This is a genomic window from Streptomyces gobiensis, assembly GCF_021216675.1.
Classification (GTDB): domain Bacteria; phylum Actinomycetota; class Actinomycetes; order Streptomycetales; family Streptomycetaceae; genus Streptomyces; species Streptomyces gobiensis.
Genome location: NZ_CP086120.1, coordinates 2,376,625 through 2,392,052, shown reverse-complemented (window position 1 = coordinate 2,392,052; position 15,428 = coordinate 2,376,625). Strand labels below are relative to the sequence as shown.

Annotated in this window: 13 protein-coding genes; 5 read left to right on the top strand and 8 right to left on the bottom strand. The window is 70.3% G+C overall.

The window, feature by feature from the left end:
* Positions 1-9 precede the first annotated feature (9 nt).
* Together disA and radA are read right to left on the bottom strand one after the other, a co-directional pair.
* The gene (gene disA, locus test1122_RS10920) at positions 10-1,068 is read right to left on the bottom strand and encodes a DNA integrity scanning diadenylate cyclase DisA (RefSeq protein WP_232271861.1); all 1,059 of its coding nucleotides are present in this window, start codon (positions 1,066-1,068) and stop codon (positions 10-12) included.
* Between the two features lie 86 nt (positions 1,069-1,154).
* On the bottom strand, positions 1,155-2,558 hold the full coding sequence (gene radA, locus test1122_RS10915; RefSeq protein ID WP_232268977.1) for a DNA repair protein RadA: 1,404 nt from the start codon (positions 2,556-2,558) through the stop codon (positions 1,155-1,157).
* A 277-nt stretch (positions 2,559-2,835) separates the two neighbouring features.
* On the opposite strand from radA, the gene test1122_RS10910 reads away from it, so the two are divergent.
* On the top strand, positions 2,836-4,524 hold the full coding sequence (locus test1122_RS10910) for a BACON domain-containing protein (protein ID WP_232268976.1): 1,689 nt from the start codon (positions 2,836-2,838) through the stop codon (positions 4,522-4,524).
* On the opposite strand, the gene test1122_RS10905 is transcribed toward test1122_RS10910, so the two are convergent.
* Complete coding sequence (locus tag test1122_RS10905; RefSeq protein ID WP_232268975.1) at positions 4,521-5,339, bottom strand: DUF3109 family protein; 819 nt, start codon at positions 5,337-5,339, stop codon at positions 4,521-4,523. The two genes, test1122_RS10910 and test1122_RS10905, sit on opposite strands and share 4 nt — an antisense overlap.
* 62 nt (positions 5,340-5,401) lie before the next feature.
* Here test1122_RS10905 and test1122_RS10900 point away from each other — a divergent pair, with 62 nt between their 5' ends.
* From test1122_RS10900 to ilvD, 4 genes are all read left to right on the top strand, one after another.
* Positions 5,402-6,334: a Ppx/GppA family phosphatase gene (locus tag test1122_RS10900; protein WP_232268974.1), complete on the top strand. Its 933-nt coding sequence runs from the start codon at positions 5,402-5,404 to the stop codon at positions 6,332-6,334.
* A 232-nt stretch (positions 6,335-6,566) separates the two neighbouring features.
* Positions 6,567-7,391, top strand: a complete 825-nt coding sequence (locus test1122_RS10895; protein ID WP_232268973.1) for a sugar phosphate isomerase/epimerase family protein — start codon at positions 6,567-6,569, stop codon at positions 7,389-7,391.
* Complete coding sequence (locus test1122_RS10890) at positions 7,388-8,002, top strand: TetR/AcrR family transcriptional regulator (protein ID WP_232268972.1); 615 nt, start codon at positions 7,388-7,390, stop codon at positions 8,000-8,002. The genes test1122_RS10895 and test1122_RS10890 overlap by 4 nt, the downstream gene beginning before the upstream one ends.
* Before the next feature lie 142 nt (positions 8,003-8,144).
* On the top strand, positions 8,145-9,986 hold the full coding sequence (ilvD, locus tag test1122_RS10885) for a dihydroxy-acid dehydratase (RefSeq protein WP_232268971.1): 1,842 nt from the start codon (positions 8,145-8,147) through the stop codon (positions 9,984-9,986).
* A gap of 480 nt (positions 9,987-10,466) precedes the next feature.
* On the opposite strand, the gene test1122_RS10880 is transcribed toward ilvD, so the two are convergent.
* The 5 genes from test1122_RS10880 to test1122_RS10860 form a co-directional block, all read right to left on the bottom strand.
* Positions 10,467-11,306, bottom strand: coding sequence for a PaaX family transcriptional regulator (locus tag test1122_RS10880; RefSeq protein ID WP_232268970.1), 840 nt, complete (start codon positions 11,304-11,306; stop codon positions 10,467-10,469).
* A 99-nt stretch (positions 11,307-11,405) separates the two neighbouring features.
* Positions 11,406-12,128: a maleate cis-trans isomerase family protein gene (locus tag test1122_RS10875; RefSeq protein WP_232271860.1), complete on the bottom strand. Its 723-nt coding sequence runs from the start codon at positions 12,126-12,128 to the stop codon at positions 11,406-11,408.
* Between the two features lie 103 nt (positions 12,129-12,231).
* Complete coding sequence (locus test1122_RS10870) at positions 12,232-13,137, bottom strand: fumarylacetoacetate hydrolase family protein (protein ID WP_232268969.1); 906 nt, start codon at positions 13,135-13,137, stop codon at positions 12,232-12,234.
* A gap of 132 nt (positions 13,138-13,269) precedes the next feature.
* Positions 13,270-14,382 carry a cupin domain-containing protein gene (locus tag test1122_RS10865; RefSeq protein WP_232268968.1) on the bottom strand — a complete coding sequence of 371 codons (1,113 nt, stop codon included), beginning with the start codon at positions 14,380-14,382 and terminating at the stop codon, positions 13,270-13,272.
* Entirely contained in the window at positions 14,379-15,419 is a 1,041-nt protein-coding gene (locus tag test1122_RS10860; protein ID WP_232268967.1) for a carbon-nitrogen hydrolase family protein, read from the bottom strand. The genes test1122_RS10865 and test1122_RS10860 overlap by 4 nt, the downstream gene beginning before the upstream one ends.
* Positions 15,420-15,428 lie beyond the last annotated feature (9 nt).

The window sequence follows — 15,428 nt, the reverse complement described above, 5'->3', positions numbered from 1 at the left end:
CCCGAGCCGCTAGACGTAGCGCTCGAGGATTGAGGACTCCGCCAGCCGCGAGAGGCCCTCGCGGACGGAGCGGGCCCGCGCTTCGCCGACGCCATCGACGGTCTGCAGATCGTCGACGCTCGCAGCCAGCAGCTTCTGGAGCCCCCCAAAGTGCTCCACCAGCCGCTCGATCACCGTGTTCGGCAGCCGCGGCACCTTCGCCAGCAGCCGGTAACCGCGCGGCGACACCGCCGAGTCCAGCGTTTCCGGTGCGCCGCTGTATCCCAGCGCACGGGCCACCGTGGGGAGTTCGAGCAGTTCCGTATGGGTGAGCCGGTTCAGCTCGGCCAGGGCGGTGCTGACCGTACGGGACCGTTTGCCGCCCGGCTCCGGCACATAGTCCCGGGCGACCAGCTCCCGCTCCGGCTCGACGCCCGCGATCAGCTCATCCAGCTGGAGCGACAGCAGCCGGCCGTCCGTGCCGAGCTCCACCACATACTCGGCGATCTCGGTGGCGATCCGGCGCACCATCTCCAGCCGCTGTCCCACCGCCGACACATCGCGGACGGTCACCAGGTCCTCGATCTCCAGAGCGGAGAGCGTGCCCGCGACTTCGTCGAGTCTGAGCTTGTACCGCTCCAGCGTGGCCAGCGCCTGGTTGGCCCTGGACAGAATCGCCGCCGAGTCCTCCAGGACCCGCCGCTGGCCGTCCACATACAGGGCGATCAGCCGCATCGACTGGCTGACGGAGACGACCGGGAAGCCGGTCTGGATGGAGACCCGCTGCGCCGTACGGTGCCGGGTGCCGGTCTCCTCGGTGGCGATCGCCGCGTCCGGGACGAGCTGCACCCCGGCCCGCACAATCTTGGTGATGTCCTTGTCGAGGATCAGCGCGCCGTCGAGCTTGCACAGCTCCCGCAGCCGGGTCGCGGAGAACTCCACATCCAGTACGAAGCCACCGGTGCACAGCGTTTCGACCGTTTTGTCCATGCCGAGGACGATGAGTCCGCCGGTGTTGCCGCGCAGGACCCGCTCCAGGCCATCGCGCAGAGCGGTGCCAGGCGCGACCGCGCTCAGTGAGGCGCGCATCAGGCGGTCAGAGGCTCCTGCCCGGTCGTTGGCTGCCACGGCACTCCTTCGGTCGTGCGTACGTACGGGCGAGACCAGGGCAAAGTCTACCGGCGGCCGTCAGCGTCCGGCCCAGCGCTCCGTGCGGGCAGCACGCGCAGCGCCTCGCCTATGTCCGCGACCTCCCTGACGCGCATGCCGTCCGGCACCTTCCCGGGGTCGACGGGGACCAGTGCGTGGGTGAAGCCGAGCCGGGCCGCCTCGGCCAGCCGCCGCTGCACTCCGGTGACCCGGCGGACCTCGCCCGCGAGCCCGACCTCACCGATCGCCACCAGGTTCTTCGGCAACGGGGTGTCGATGGCCGCGCTTGCCAGGGCAAGGGTGACGGCCAGATCGGCAGCGGGCTCGGAGAGCTTCACGCCTCCTACCGTGGCGCTGTAGATGTCCCTTTTGCCCAGGGCGTTGATCCGTCCGCGCTGCTCCAGTACGGCGAGCATCATCGAAACCCGGGAGGTCTCCAGGCCGGAGGTGGTGCGACGTGGCGAGGGGATCTGGGAGTCGACCGTCAGCGACTGCACCTCGGCGACCAGGGGCCGCCGTCCCTCCAGGGTTACGGTCAGACAGGTGCCGGGGACGGGCTCATCGCGCCGGGTGAGAAAGAGCCCGGAGGGGTCGGTCAGGCCGGTGATCCCCTCGTCGTGCAGCTCGAAGCAGCCGACCTCATCGGTGGCGCCGTAGCGGTTCTTCACCCCGCGTACGAGCCGCAGCCGGGCGTGCCGGTCACCCTCGAAGTGCAGCACCACGTCCACCAGATGCTCCAGCAGCCGGGGGCCCGCGATGGCGCCGTCCTTGGTGACATGGCCGACCAGCAGCGTGGACATGCCGCGCTCCTTGGACGCCCGGATCAGCGCCCCGGCCACCTCACGTACCTGTGCCATACCGCCCGGCGCCCCGTCGATCTCGGGGGAGGCCACGGTCTGTACCGAGTCCAGCACCAGCAGGGAGGGCTTGACCTCGTCCAGATGCCCGAGGACGGCGGAGAGATCGGTCTCGGCCGCCAGATAGAGGTGGTCGTCCAGCGCGCCGATACGGTCCGCCCGCATCCGGACCTGCCCCGCCGACTCCTCGCCGGTCACATACAGCGTGCGCTCCTCCGCGCTGGCCGCCTTGGCGGCGACATCGAGGAGCAGCGTCGACTTGCCGACCCCCGGCTCCCCGGCGAACAGCACCACCGCGCCCGGCACCAGACCGCCGCCGAGCACCCGGTCCAGCTCCGGCACCCCGGTGGAGCGGGCGGCGGCCAGGGAGCCGTCCACCTGCCCGATGGGCAGTGCGGCGGTGGAGACCCGGCCGGGCGCGGTCGTCCGCACGGCGGGCGCGGCGCCGGTTTCCTCGACGGTGCCCCAGGCGTGGCACTCCGGGCAGCGGCCGAGCCACTTGGCGGTGGTCCAGCCGCACTCGGTGCAACGGTAGGAGGGGCGGTCCTTGGCGGACGATTTACGGGCGGCCATGCGCCTCACCGTAACGGGGTGCAGTGACAGCCCACCCGTAGAGGGGTTGACTGGCGGCTGCAGAGGGGCGGCCTGACGCCCCACACTCCGGCATAGAAGGGTGGACAGGTGGGCCCGGCCCCTCTACGCAACCCACCACCCACCCCAGCCACGACGCTCCGCCCCACCCCGTAGCAGGCCCACCCCATGTGCTCTTTCGAGCGAGATTGTCACCCGTAAGGGTTAAACCTGCGCAACCGGCGAGAGTTCATACCCAATTGAGGCCTACGGTCACCGGATGATGAGCAGGCGCGAGCACCCTCCGCACACCACTGGCGCAGACGTGGCGCGCCGTGGCGCGATGCGCGCTGATCCGGTGGAGACCTGGCCGCCCATGCACTACGACCCGCATCTCGACGGGCTGTTCACGTATTGCCTCTCCGTCATGTGCGAGCACGAGGCCGCCACCGCGGCCCTCGGTGAGGCGCTCGCACTCGCCGAGCGGCAGCGCGAACGGGCCCAGCGTCGCGGCCGCCGCCCCGCCGATACCGCGCTGTACCGCCCCTGGCTCTACGCGTTGACCCGGTGGGCCTGTCTGCGCCGTCTCGCCGCCCACGGCCAGCCCGAGCGGCCCAAGCTCTCCGGTGCCGCCGCCACCCAGCGCCGCCGTGAACTCGCCGCCCTCGCCTGGCCGGAGGCCGCCGGAACCACCCCCGAGCAGCGCGAGGCGCTTGAGCTGGCCGTGCGCCATCAGCTGCCCGTCCATGAGGTCGCCGCCATCCTCAGCATGGACAGCGACGCCACCCGGCTGCTGCTCTCCAGCGGTGCCTGCGAGGTCGAGCGGACCCGGGCGGCGCTGGCCGTTGTGGAGACCGGTGGCTGTCCGGCCGTCGCCCGGCTCGCCGGGGACCACGAGGTGCTTCTCGGCACCGCGCTGCGCCGGGAGTTGGTGCGGCATGTCGACGCGTGCGCCAACTGCCGCCGGACCGCTGAGCGGGTGATGGCCGGGGCGTCCTGGCCCGGCACCGTGGCCCTCGGCACCAGCACCCTCACCGTGCTGGAGGCGCCGCGGGCCGCCGTGCACGCCGCGATGCGTGCCGCGCTGCGGGCCAGGGTGCTGCCGACACCGCGCCTTGACCGGCGGGGCTTCCCGGTCGAGCTCAGGGACCGGGGCGCCCGCCGGGGCCGGCTGCGCAGCCGGGCGGTGACCACCACGGTGGTCGCCACCGTGGTCGCGGCACCGGTGGTCGCCCTCTGGGCGGCGTATCGCGCGGCGCCGTTCACCGGGGAGGGCCGGGATGTGACCTCAGCCTCGGCGACCGAGCCGGATGAGCAGCAGGGTCTGAACGGCCACCCTTATGAGAACGCCGGCCGCGCCGACCGTACGGGCGACCCCACCGGCGACCCGGCCAAGAACCCGCGCGGGCGGCGCGGGGCCAAGGTGTCCGCTGAGGCGGACGGCTCCTCCGGCTCCCCGGACGGCGACGGGTCCAGCGACCCCGCCACCCGGTACTCCCACGGTGGCGGCACCGGCGCCGTCGGCAGCCCCAGCGGCGCCCCCGCACAGCCCGGGCCGGGACGGCTGACGGTCGACGCCCAGCCATCCGGCGACGTTACGCAGATCACCCTGACGGCATCCGGCGGATCACCGGTGCACTGGTCCGCGTCGACTGACGCCAGCTGGCTACGGCTCAGCCATACGTCCGGCACGCTACAGCCCGGTGAGTCCACGACGATCACGGTGACCATCGACCGTGCCCGCGAACCGCAGGGTGAGTGGTCGGCCCGTATCCAGATCGCCCCCGCGAACACGGTGATCACGCTCCAGGGCCGTGGCAAGGACCCGGACCCCGGCCCCTCGGACCCGGGCAGCCCATCGCCCTCCGACCCGGAGCCGTCCGACCCCAGCCCGTCCCCCTCTGACCCACCCGAGGAGTCGTCCCCCTCGTCGTCCTCGTCGTCCTCGTCGTCCTCGCCCTCGTCCTAGGCGGCCGGATCCGCCGGGTGCGGGGCCAGCAGCGGGAGCTGGGAGGCCAGACGCTGTTCGCAGAGCTCGGCGAGACGGTCGTAGCCCTCCTTGCCCATCAGCTCGGTCAGCTCCGGGCGGTACGAGACATACACCGGCTCACCCGCACCATGCGCGGCCGTTGCCCCCGTGCACCACCAGTGCAGATCATGGCCACCGGAGCCCCAGCCACGCCGGTCGTACTCACCGATCGACACATACAGCTTCTGCTCGCCGTCCGGCCGCTCCACCCACTCATAGGTCCGCCGGACCGGCAGCTGCCAGCACACATCCGGCTTGGTCTCCAGCGGCTCGCGCTCCTCCCGCAGCGCCAGTATGTGCAGTGCGCACCCGGCGCCGCCCGGGAAGCCCGGCCGGTTGTTGAAGATGCACGCCCCCTCGTAGCGCCGGGTCTTCCGCTCACCGTCCTCATCGGTCTCGGTCCAGCCCGACTCCATGGCGACATCGTGAAACTGCCAGGTCTGCGGCGTCAGCCGGGCCGCGTGCCCGGCGACCCGCCTCTCATCGTCCTCATCCGAGAAGTGCGCACCCAGCGTGCAGCAGCCATCGCTCGCCTGTCCGGCCTGGATGCCCTGGCACCCCTGGCCGAAGATGCAGTTCCACCGCGAGGTCAGCCAGGTCAGATCGCAGCGGAAGATCTGCTCGTCATCCGCCGGATCCGGGAACTCGACCCACGCCCGTGCGTGATCCAGATCGACTTCCTCCCCGGCGGCCCGCCGCTTCTTCCCACCCACGTTCTGACTTTTGTCCGCCTTCGCCTTGTTCGTCTTCACCACGCGTCCAGGGTACGGGCCCATGGGGGACCGGCACCCCGGTCGGCGCAGTAGCGTTCTCTCCTATGAGACTCGGTGTCCTCGATGTGGGTTCGAATACCGTTCACCTCCTGGTGGTGGACGCACACCCGGGCGCGCGCCCGCTGCCCGCCTACTCGCACAAGGCGGAACTGCGCCTGGCCGAACTCCTCGATGACGGCGGCGCGATCAGTCCGGACGGCATCGACCGGCTGGCCAGCACGATCAAGGAAGCCCTGGAGATCGCCGAGGACAAGGGCGTCGAGGATGTACTCCCGTTCGCCACCTCGGCGGTACGGGAAGCCAGCAACCATCAGCACGTCCTGGCCCGTGTCACCGTCGACACCGGCGTGGAGCTGCAGGTGCTGTCCGGTTCGGAGGAGGCGCGGCTCACCTTCCTCGCCGCCCGCCGCTGGTTCGGCTGGTCGGCCGGGCGGCTCCTCGTGCTGGACATCGGCGGCGGCTCCCTGGAGATCGCCTACGGGATCGACGAGGAGCCGGACGCCGCGGTGTCACTGCCCCTGGGCGCGGGGCGGCTCACCGGCTCCTGGCTGCCCGGCGATCCGCCCGACCCGGCGGACGTACGGTCGCTGCGCCGCCATGTACGGGCGGAAATCGCCCGTATCGTGGGCGAGTTCAGCCGCCTCGGGGCGCCGGATCATGTGGTGGCCACCTCCAAGACCTTCAAACAGCTCGCCCGCCTCGGCGGGGCCGCTCGCTCCGCCGAGGGGCTGTACGTACAGCGGGATCTGGGCCGTAAGTCACTGGAGGAGTGGGTCCCGAAGCTGGCCGCGATGCCGGCCCAGCAGCGCGCCGAGCTCCCCGGGGTCTCCGAGGGCCGCGCCCGCCAGCTGCTGGCGGGCGCGCTGGTCGCCGAGGGCGCGATGGATCTGTTCGGCGTGGAAACCCTGGAGATCTGCCCCTGGGCCCTACGCGAGGGCGTAATCCTCCGCCGCCTGGACCACCTACGCTCCGCGTAGCGCGTTGTGGGCACTCGCAGCCCCGCGAGGGGCTGTGGGTGGGCACAACCCCCCGGCCACCGGCCCGCAACCCGGCGGGGCCCGGGGCGAAGCCCCGCCACGCGGCGGAGCCGCATATCGGTACAGCCGGGAAGGGGCGGGAATAGGGGGACACCCACCCACCCCGCGGAGCCCGCCCAGGAAGCGCCGGGCCTGGGAAACCCCGCAGGCAAGCTCACCGTAGGCTTGCCCCGTGGCTCAAGATTCGGCGCGCACCCCGGACGTGAAGGTCGCCCTGTCCACGGCCTCCGTGTATCCGGAGTCCACAGCGACGGCCTTCGAGATCGCCGCGCGCCTGGGCTACGACGGAGTCGAGATCATGGTCTGGACCGACCCGGTCAGCCAGGACATCGACGCGTTGCGCCGCCTCTCCGACCACCACGGCGTCCCGGTCCTCGCCGTACACGCACCGTGTCTCCTGATCACCCAGCGGGTCTGGTCCACCGACCCCTGGACGAAGCTGCAGCGGGCCCGCTCGGCCGCCGAGCGGCTGGGCGCCTCGACCGTCGTCGTCCATCCGCCCTTCCGGTGGCAGCGGTCGTACGCCAGGGAGTTTGTCCGCGGAATCTGGCGGATGGCCGGTGAGACCGACGTCCGGTTCGCGGTCGAGAACATGTACCCCTGGCGCTACCGCGACCGCGAGATGCTCGCGTACGCGCCCAACTGGGACCCCAGCGACGATGACTACCGTCACTTCACCATCGACCTGTCCCATACGTCGACGGCCCGTACCGACACTCTCGCGATGCTGGACCGGATGGGTGACCGTCTCGGCCATGTCCATATCGCCGATGGGAACGGTTCCAACAAGGATGAGCACCTGGTGCCGGGCCGTGGCACCCAGCCCTGCGCGGAGGTGCTGGAACGTCTCGCCCTGAACGGCTTCGACGGCCATGTCGTCGTCGAGGTCAACACACGCCGTGCGATGTCCGCCGCGGAGCGTGAGGTGGACCTCGCCGAGGCGCTGGCCTTCACCCGGCTGCATCTGGCCGCCGCGGCCCGGACGGCAGAGCCATGAGCGGGGCGCCGAGCCCGCGCCGCCGTGGCCGCCCTCGTACGGGTGCGGCCGAGGGGCCGGACACAAAGTCCCGGATCCTCGTCTCGGCCCGTACGGAGTTCGCCGAGCGCGGCTACGACAAGACGTCGATCCGCGCCATCGCGCGGGGCGCGGAGGTGGACCCTGCGCTGGTCCACCACTACTTCGGCACCAAGGAGCAGGTCTTCGCGGCGGCGATCGAGGCCGCGATCGCCCCGGCCCGGCGCGGACTGGAAGCGTTGCCGCAGGTGGGGGCCGATGAGCTGGGCGCGCAGATCACCCGCTTCATCTTCGGCATCTGGGAGAACCCGGCCACCCGGGCGCCGATGCTGGCCGTGGTGCGGTCCGCGGTGAACAATGAGACCGCGGCCCGGATCTTCCGCACGATGGTGACCCGGCTGCTGCTGACCCGGCTGGTCGGTGAGCTGTCCGCGCCGGACCGTGAGCTACGGGTCGAGCTGGCGGTGGCACAGCTGGTGGGGACGGCGATGCTGCGGTATGTGATCAAGGTGGAGCCGCTGGCCTCGGAGGACCGGGAGGTGCTGATCGCCCGGCTGGCCCCGGTGGTGCAGCACCATCTGACCGGGGACTGACCGGGGACTGGCCGGGGACTGGCCGGGGACTGGCCGGAAACTGAGCTCCCCGTCTCACTATCCGGCAAACCAGTCCAGATCATGGATGTAGAGGCGTACCCTCGGTGGTCACTACCGAGTCACCCGCAGGGAGAGTCGCACCATGCCCGAGCTGAGGTCCCGCACCGTCACCCATGGCCGCAATATGGCGGGCGCCCGAGCCCTCCTCCGCGCCGCGGGCGTAGAGCGCGAGGACTTCGGCAAGCCGATTATCGCCGTGGCCAACAGCTTCACGGAGTTTGTGCCGGGGCACACCCACCTCCAGCCGGTGGGGCGGATCGTCTCCGACGCGGTCAAGGCGGCCGGCGGCATCCCGCGTGAGTTCAACACCATCGCGGTCGATGACGGCATCGCCATGGGCCATGGCGGGATGCTCTACTCCCTGCCGTCGCGGGATCTGATCGCGGACTCCGTCGAGTACATGACCGAGGCGCACTGCGCCGACGCGCTGATCTGCATCTCCAACTGCGACAAGATCACCCCGGGCATGCTGATGGCCGCCCTGCGGCTCAACATCCCGGTCGTCTTTGTCTCCGGCGGGCCGATGGAGGCGGGCAAGACCACGCTGGTGGACGGCACGGTCCGGTCGAACCTGGACCTGGTCCACGCGATGTCGGAGGCGGTGAGCGACACCACGTCGGATGAGGACCTGGAGCGGATCGAGGAAGCCGCCTGCCCGACCTGCGGCTCCTGTTCCGGCATGTTCACCGCGAACTCCATGAACTGCCTGGCCGAGGCGCTGGGCCTGGCCCTGCCTGGGAACGGCTCGGTGCTGGCCACGCACACGGCCCGCAAGGAGCTGTACGAGGCCGCGGGCCGCACGATCGTGGAGATCACCAAGCGGTACTACGAGCATGACGACGAGACGGTCCTGCCGCGGAACGTCGCCAGCCGTCAGGCCTTCGAGAACGCCATGGCCCTGGACGTCGCCATGGGCGGCTCGACCAATACGGTCCTCCATCTGCTGGCCGCGGCCCAGGAGGCCGAGCTCACCTTCTCCATGGCCGACATCGACGCGGTGTCGCGCCGGGTGCCCTGCGTCTGCAAGGTCGCGCCGAACGGCTCGTACCACATGGAGGACGTCCACCGGGCGGGTGGCATCCCCGCCATCCTGGGCGAGCTCCAGCGCGCGGGCCACCTGCACGAGGATGTGCACGCCGTTCACTCGCCGTCGCTGGCCGACTGGCTGAAGAAGTGGGACATCCGCGGCGGCTCGCCCTCGGCGGAGGCCACGGAGATGTTCTACGCGGCGCCTGGGTGCGTGCGGTCTTCCACGGCCTTCTCCCAGTCCGAGCGCTGGGACACGCTCGATGTGGACGCGGCCGGTGGCTGCATCCGCGACGCCGCACACGCCTACTCCGCCGACGGCGGTCTGGCGGTCCTCTACGGCAACCTGGCCGAGGACGGCTGTGTCGTGAAGACGGCGGGCGTCGACGAGTCCATCTGGACCTTCGAGGGCCCGGCGGTGGTCGTCGAGTCCCAGGAGGACGCGGTCGACGCCATCCTCAACAAGCGGGTCAAGGAAGGCGACGTGGTCGTCGTCCGCTACGAGGGCCCCAAGGGCGGCCCCGGTATGCAGGAGATGCTGTACCCGACGGCCTTCCTCAAGGGCCGGGGACTGGGCGCCAAGTGCGCCCTGGTCACCGACGGCCGCTTCTCCGGCGGGACCTCGGGGCTGTCCATCGGCCACGCGTCGCCGGAGGCGGCGGCGGGCGGCACGATCGCCTTGGTCGAGGACGGTGACCTGATCGCGATCGACATCCCGAACCGCTCGATCGAGCTGAAGGTCTCCGCCGAGGAGCTTTCCGCTCGCCGCGAGGCGCGGGGCGGGCGCTACGCGCCCGTCGCCCGTGACCGCAAGGTCTCCCAGGCGCTGCGCGCCTACGCGGCGATGGCTACGTCGGCCGACAAGGGCGCGGTCCGCGACATCTCCCGGCTCGCCTGATTCCGCCCGCCCCTGCGGGTGGTCGGTTCGGCTTTCCCGCCGTGGGTGGGTTTTTCCCCGCCCACCCACCCGTTGCGGTGATGCGTGCGCTCACCCATGGCTGCTGTGGATGGGTCGGTCGGGGGCGGTCCGGGGTGGAACGTTCCGGACCCATGATTTACGGCCCGACGCGCGGTGGCGTTGTGTTGGGCGGTTGAGTGTGTGTCGGGCCACAAATCACGGGCAAGCGTCCGGAACAACCCACCCCTCCCCACCCCCTCACGCCGTCGAGTGTTGTGGGCACTCGGGCCTCCCCCAGACTTCGTCCGGGGGGACCCCCAGAGGGGCGATGGGGGTCCCCCCATGCCCTTAAGGCTATGGGGGAGGGTGGGCACAACACCGGCCACCGGCCCGCACCCGGCCAACCCCGGGGCCCGGGGCACAGCCCCGGTTTCCGGGAAGGGGAGGGTATCGGGGGAACTCCACCCGGGGCAGGCTTCGTCAGGCCATGGATTTCTGCTTCTCCAGGCTGGTCACTGTCTGTACGTGGTGCAGGCTCGGTCCGGCGAGCAGGTTGTGCAGTTGCTGGAAGAGGCGGCGGGCTGCGACCGCGTTCCAGTCCTCGGGGAGCAAGTCGGCGGGGAGGCCGGGGTCGAGGTAAGGAAGACGGCGCCATTGCGTGAGCATCGGCACGTAGCAACGGAAGGCTTCGGTGGGGTCGATCTCGGGTTGCCGTGCCAATCGCTCAGCGATGGGTGCGTAGGTGTCGGTGAACGACGCGTACTGGGCCTGGATGGCCGGGAAATCCCACCAGGTGCTGACGGCCGTGCGCAGATCGCTGAAGGCGGCGTAGTCGGCGGTGAAGAGGTGCACGTAATCGCTCAGGCCGAGGCGGTCGAGAGTGCTTCGGGCATCGTCCAGGAGCCGGCGGGGCGCCATCCACACTCCTGGCGAGATGTTCCCGAACCCCAGCCAGGTCAGCCGGGTTCGCAGTTGGTAGCGGTGGGAGCGCTCTGACTCCGGCACCGAGAAGACGGCCATCACCCAGCCGTCGCTCAGGTTCGCGGGTTCCAGGTTGCCGAAGATGCGCCGGTCGCCCTCATCGAAGACGGCGTGCACGGCCGGGCTGAGCCGGTATCCCGTCGCGCCCCGCCGCTCGGGTTCGAGGATGCCACGCTTCTTCAGCCGGGAGATCGCTGACCGCACCGCAGGGCTCTCCACGTCCAGCTCGGCCATCAGGACGATCAGATCGGCAATGGAGATCCACCCGCCGAGGCGTCGGACGAATGCCCCGTAGATCGTGTTGATCAAGGAGCTGGGCCGGGTTGCGCTGTCCGACATGATCGCCTTCCGTAGCGTGCAGTGGCGATCCTACCGAGCCGTACGTGCGTGCCAGGGACTCGGGTTCTCGGCCGGGTCCCAGTCATCCGGCCGGCGACGCTACGTTGCGGGGGATGCCTCCGCGTACGCGCCGGACAGCAGATGGCCGGCGCCGGGGGCCAGCGCCGGGAGGCCGAGGGCCCGCAGCATGTGGTGGGCGGTGCAGACAGCTGCGGATACCACCGGCTTGCCCAGGAGCTGTTCGGCTTCTTCGATGGCTCCCAGGGAGGGCATCTGGACGCATGCGGAGAGCACGACGGCGTCGGCGTCGGCGTAGTCGAGGGCGCGGGCGAGGCCGGGCAGGTTGCCGGGGTCGTGCGCGGCGACATCGAGGTTGTTGGGGATTTCCAGTGCCTGGTAGTCGAGGACTTCGATTCCTTCGTGGGTGAGGTACCCCACGACGGTCTGGGTGAGCGGGCGGATATAGGGGGCGATCAGGGCGATTTTCTTGGCGCCGAGGGTGCGCAGTCCGTGGACCAGTGCGCCGGCGCTGGTGACGACGGGGGCCGGGGCGCCGTTCTCCACGGTTCGGGTATGGAGGCGTTGCTCGGAGACGCGGTGGTAACCGAGGCCCATGCTCATGATGGCCACCAGGCAGGCGTAGCCGAGCACATCGACGTGGGCGTCGGAGAGTTCCACGGCGCACCGGTCGGAGTCGGCGTCCATGGCCTTGAGCTGCTCGGGCGTGACGTGGGTCATGCGCATACGGCTTGAGTGGAAGGTGAAGCGTTCCGGCGCGATGGAGTGCCTGGCGCGCAGGATGGCCGGTACTTCGGTTTCCATGGTGACGTTGGAGCTCGGCACGATCTGGCCGATGCGGTAGGTACGGTGCGACACAGGGGTCCTCGTTGCGTTAGGGGGCGCCCGGCCTGGGGGCCGGGCGGGGTCAGCGGGCGTCGATCACGGGGTTGGTCAGAGTGCCGATGCCTTGGACGGTGGCTTCGACGGTGTCCCCGGGGGTGAGGAATTCCGGTGGGACCATGCCCGCGCCGACGCCCGAGGGAGAGCCGGTGGCGATGATGTCGCCGGGCTCGAGGGTCACGCCCGAGGTGATGTCGGCGATGAGGCGGGCGATGGGGAAGAGCATGTGGCGGGTGTTCGACTTCTGCTTGGTCACGCCGTTGACGCGCAGCGACAGGTCCAGCGCCATCGGGTCGGGTACGTCGTCCGCGGTGACCACGGCGGGGCCGAAGGGGGCGTAGGAGTCCTGGCCCTTGGAGAAGAACCACTGGCCGGAGCGGCGCTGGTCGCGGGCGCTGATGTCGTTGATGATGCTGTAGCCGAAGACGTGGTCGAAGGCGTCCTCCTCCGTGACGCGGAAAGCGGTGCGTCCGATGATGACGGCGAGTTCGCATTCCCAGTCCAGCTGCGCCGTCAGGTCGGCGTTGTGCAGGATCGGCTGCCCGGGGCCGGTGACGGCGGTGGCGGGCTTGCTGAAGAGCACGGGGCGCGGGGGCAGTTCCTTGTCGGTGTCCAGGCTGCGGCTGGACTCTTCGACATGTTCCACGTAGTTCAGCCCGACGCCGATGATCTTCCCGGGGCGCAACGGGGCACGCAGCGACACCTCGTCGAGCTGGTGGACGGCCTCGTCCGGCCAGGCGTCGGAGTCGCTGCCCAGCAGGCGTAGCGCGGTGCCATGGGCGGTGGTGCCTGCCTGGATGAAGGACAGCAGGTCGCTGGGTAGTTCGACGTCGGCGTGGGCCGCGAGCGCGGCGAGGTCGACGACCGAGCCGTCGACCTCGGCACCCAGGCGGTTGAGCGAGTCGTCGTGGGTGTATGTGAGCAGTCGCATGGGTGCTCCTTGTGGGTGGGGCAGGCAGGAAGGGCAGCCGGGGGCGGTGCGGGGCGCGAGGCCGTCCCCGGCTGATGCGCCGCCGCGCCGGTACCGGTGTCAGGGCCGGCCGTTCCGTCGCGGCGGCGCGGTTTAGGCGGTGGGCTGGTGCCCGCCGTTGTCGGTGTAAGCCTCTTCCCGGTAGAAGCCGAGCGAGCGCATCACGGGGAAGTCGTTGAAGGAGAAGAGACAGGCGTCCTCGGACGGGGCGAGGTTGTGGTGCTCGTGCCAGGCCCAGGACGGGACGCAGAAGACGTCGCCCTGCTTCCATTCGAAGCGCTGTCCGGCGATCACCGAGACGCCATGGCCCTTGGCGGCGGTGTAGATGACCGAGCCGGTGTGGCGGTGCGCCTGAGTGGCTTGGCCGGGCCGCAGGAGCTGCATGTGCGCGCCCATGGTGGGCATGACCGAGCCGCCGGTGACCGGGTTGGTGTATTCCGCGATCACGCCGTCATAGGGGGATCCCTCGGTGGCCTTCGCCAGGTTGCGCAGGGACTCGTAGGTGGTCTCCCACGGGTAGGCGAGCAGTGGCGAGTAGGGCCTGGTCCACTTCTCCACGCCATAGGGCAGGAGGTTCGCGCCATAGGTGAGGACCGAGGAATTGATGATCTTGCCCGGTGTCTGGTGCAGATCGGGGTGGACCTCGTAGAAACCGGCGTCGAGGGCGTTGACCAGAGGGATGTCGAGGCCGTCCTGCCAGATGACGGGGGCGTCGTCGGATTCGTTGCCGTGTTCGTGCCAGGTCCCGTTGGGCGTGATGGCGAAGTCCCGGGGGCCGACCTTGAGTTTCTGGCCGTCCACGATGGTCCAGGCGCCGGTGCCTTCGTGGACGAAGCGCAGGGCCGCGGCTTGGTGGCGGTGGGCGGTCATGGCTTCGCCGGGGCCCATGATCTGCAGGCCGGTGTAGAGGAGTCCGGCGGCGGCGCTGACGTCCTTGCGGCCGGGGTTGACGAGCATGACCACGCGCCGGCCGGCGTCGTCTGCCTTGACCAGACCGAGCGCCTTGCGGACCAGGGGCCGCAGTTCGTTGTAGCGCCACAGGACCGGCACGGACTTCGGCTGTGGATACCAGGGTTCGATGTCGTTGGCGACAGTCCACAGCGCACCGGCCTCGAGTTCGGTGAGTTCGCCGTAGTAGGCGGTGAGTTCGGGGGTTTCGGACACCCGGGCCCGCCCCAGGATCGTGTCGTCGTACTCGATGGTCATGTGTCCTCCTTCGTGGTGCCGGTCTTTTCGGTTGAGAGGGGTGCGGTGGTGGGGGCGGCGGGGTGGAGAGTGGGGTCGGCTGTGAAGGTCACCGGGGCGCGTGGGGTGTTGTCGACGTGGAGCTGGAAGACGTCGAAGCGGTTGTAGTGGCCGACGATGTCGTGCATCTGCTTGGGCTGGATGCACTTGGCCAGGTCGATCTCGGCGTAGACGATGCCCTCGTCGTCGATCAGTGGTTCGGTGACAGGACGGCCGTCGGGCCCGAAGATCCCGGACAGCGCGCTGCGGGGGCGGGCGAGCATGCGTCGTACGTCCTCGTCGTCCCCGGCGACGGTGTCCACGATCTCGGGGGAGATCGTGGAACAGGCCACGATGGAGAAGACCTTTCCCTCGAAGCTGTGGGCGGCGGTACGGACCGCGATGGCGTCCGCCATGTCGTAGTCCTCGGGGGCTACCGGCAGGGCGATGTAGCTTGCGGCGTGGATCAGTTCGCCCTGGGCGAGGAGGGTGAAGCGGGCCAGCGTGTTGGTGTTCTCTCCGCAGGCGAGTGCGCCGAGCGGTCCGATGGGCGTCTGGTGGACGCGCAGGGAGCTGCCGTCGCCGCCGGTCCAGGTGAGCTTTTCGGCCCATGTGGGCACCAACTTGCGGTGCAGTCCGAGTAGTTCTCCATCCGGGCCGATGGTGAGAAGCGTGTTGTAGAGGACGCCGAGGCTGTGCGGGGCGCGCTCGTTGACGCCGATGACGACGACGACACCGTGCTGGCGGGCCGCGGCGCGCAGCGCGTCCACGTGCGGTCCGGGGACGTCGATGGACGAGCGGTGAAGGCGCTCGAACCACGGGGAGCCCTGGACCGGGTTCATCGTCCAGTTCCAGTACGGATAGCCGGGGACGAACACCTCAGGAAGGACGACCAGCGAGGCGCCGTTACCGGCCGCCTCCTGGATGAGCGCGATGGCCTTGTCGACGGTTGCCGCCGCGTCAAGGTAGACGGGGGCCGCTTGCACGGCGGCGGCGGTGAAGCGGGGCAGAGTCTCCATCAGGTCCTC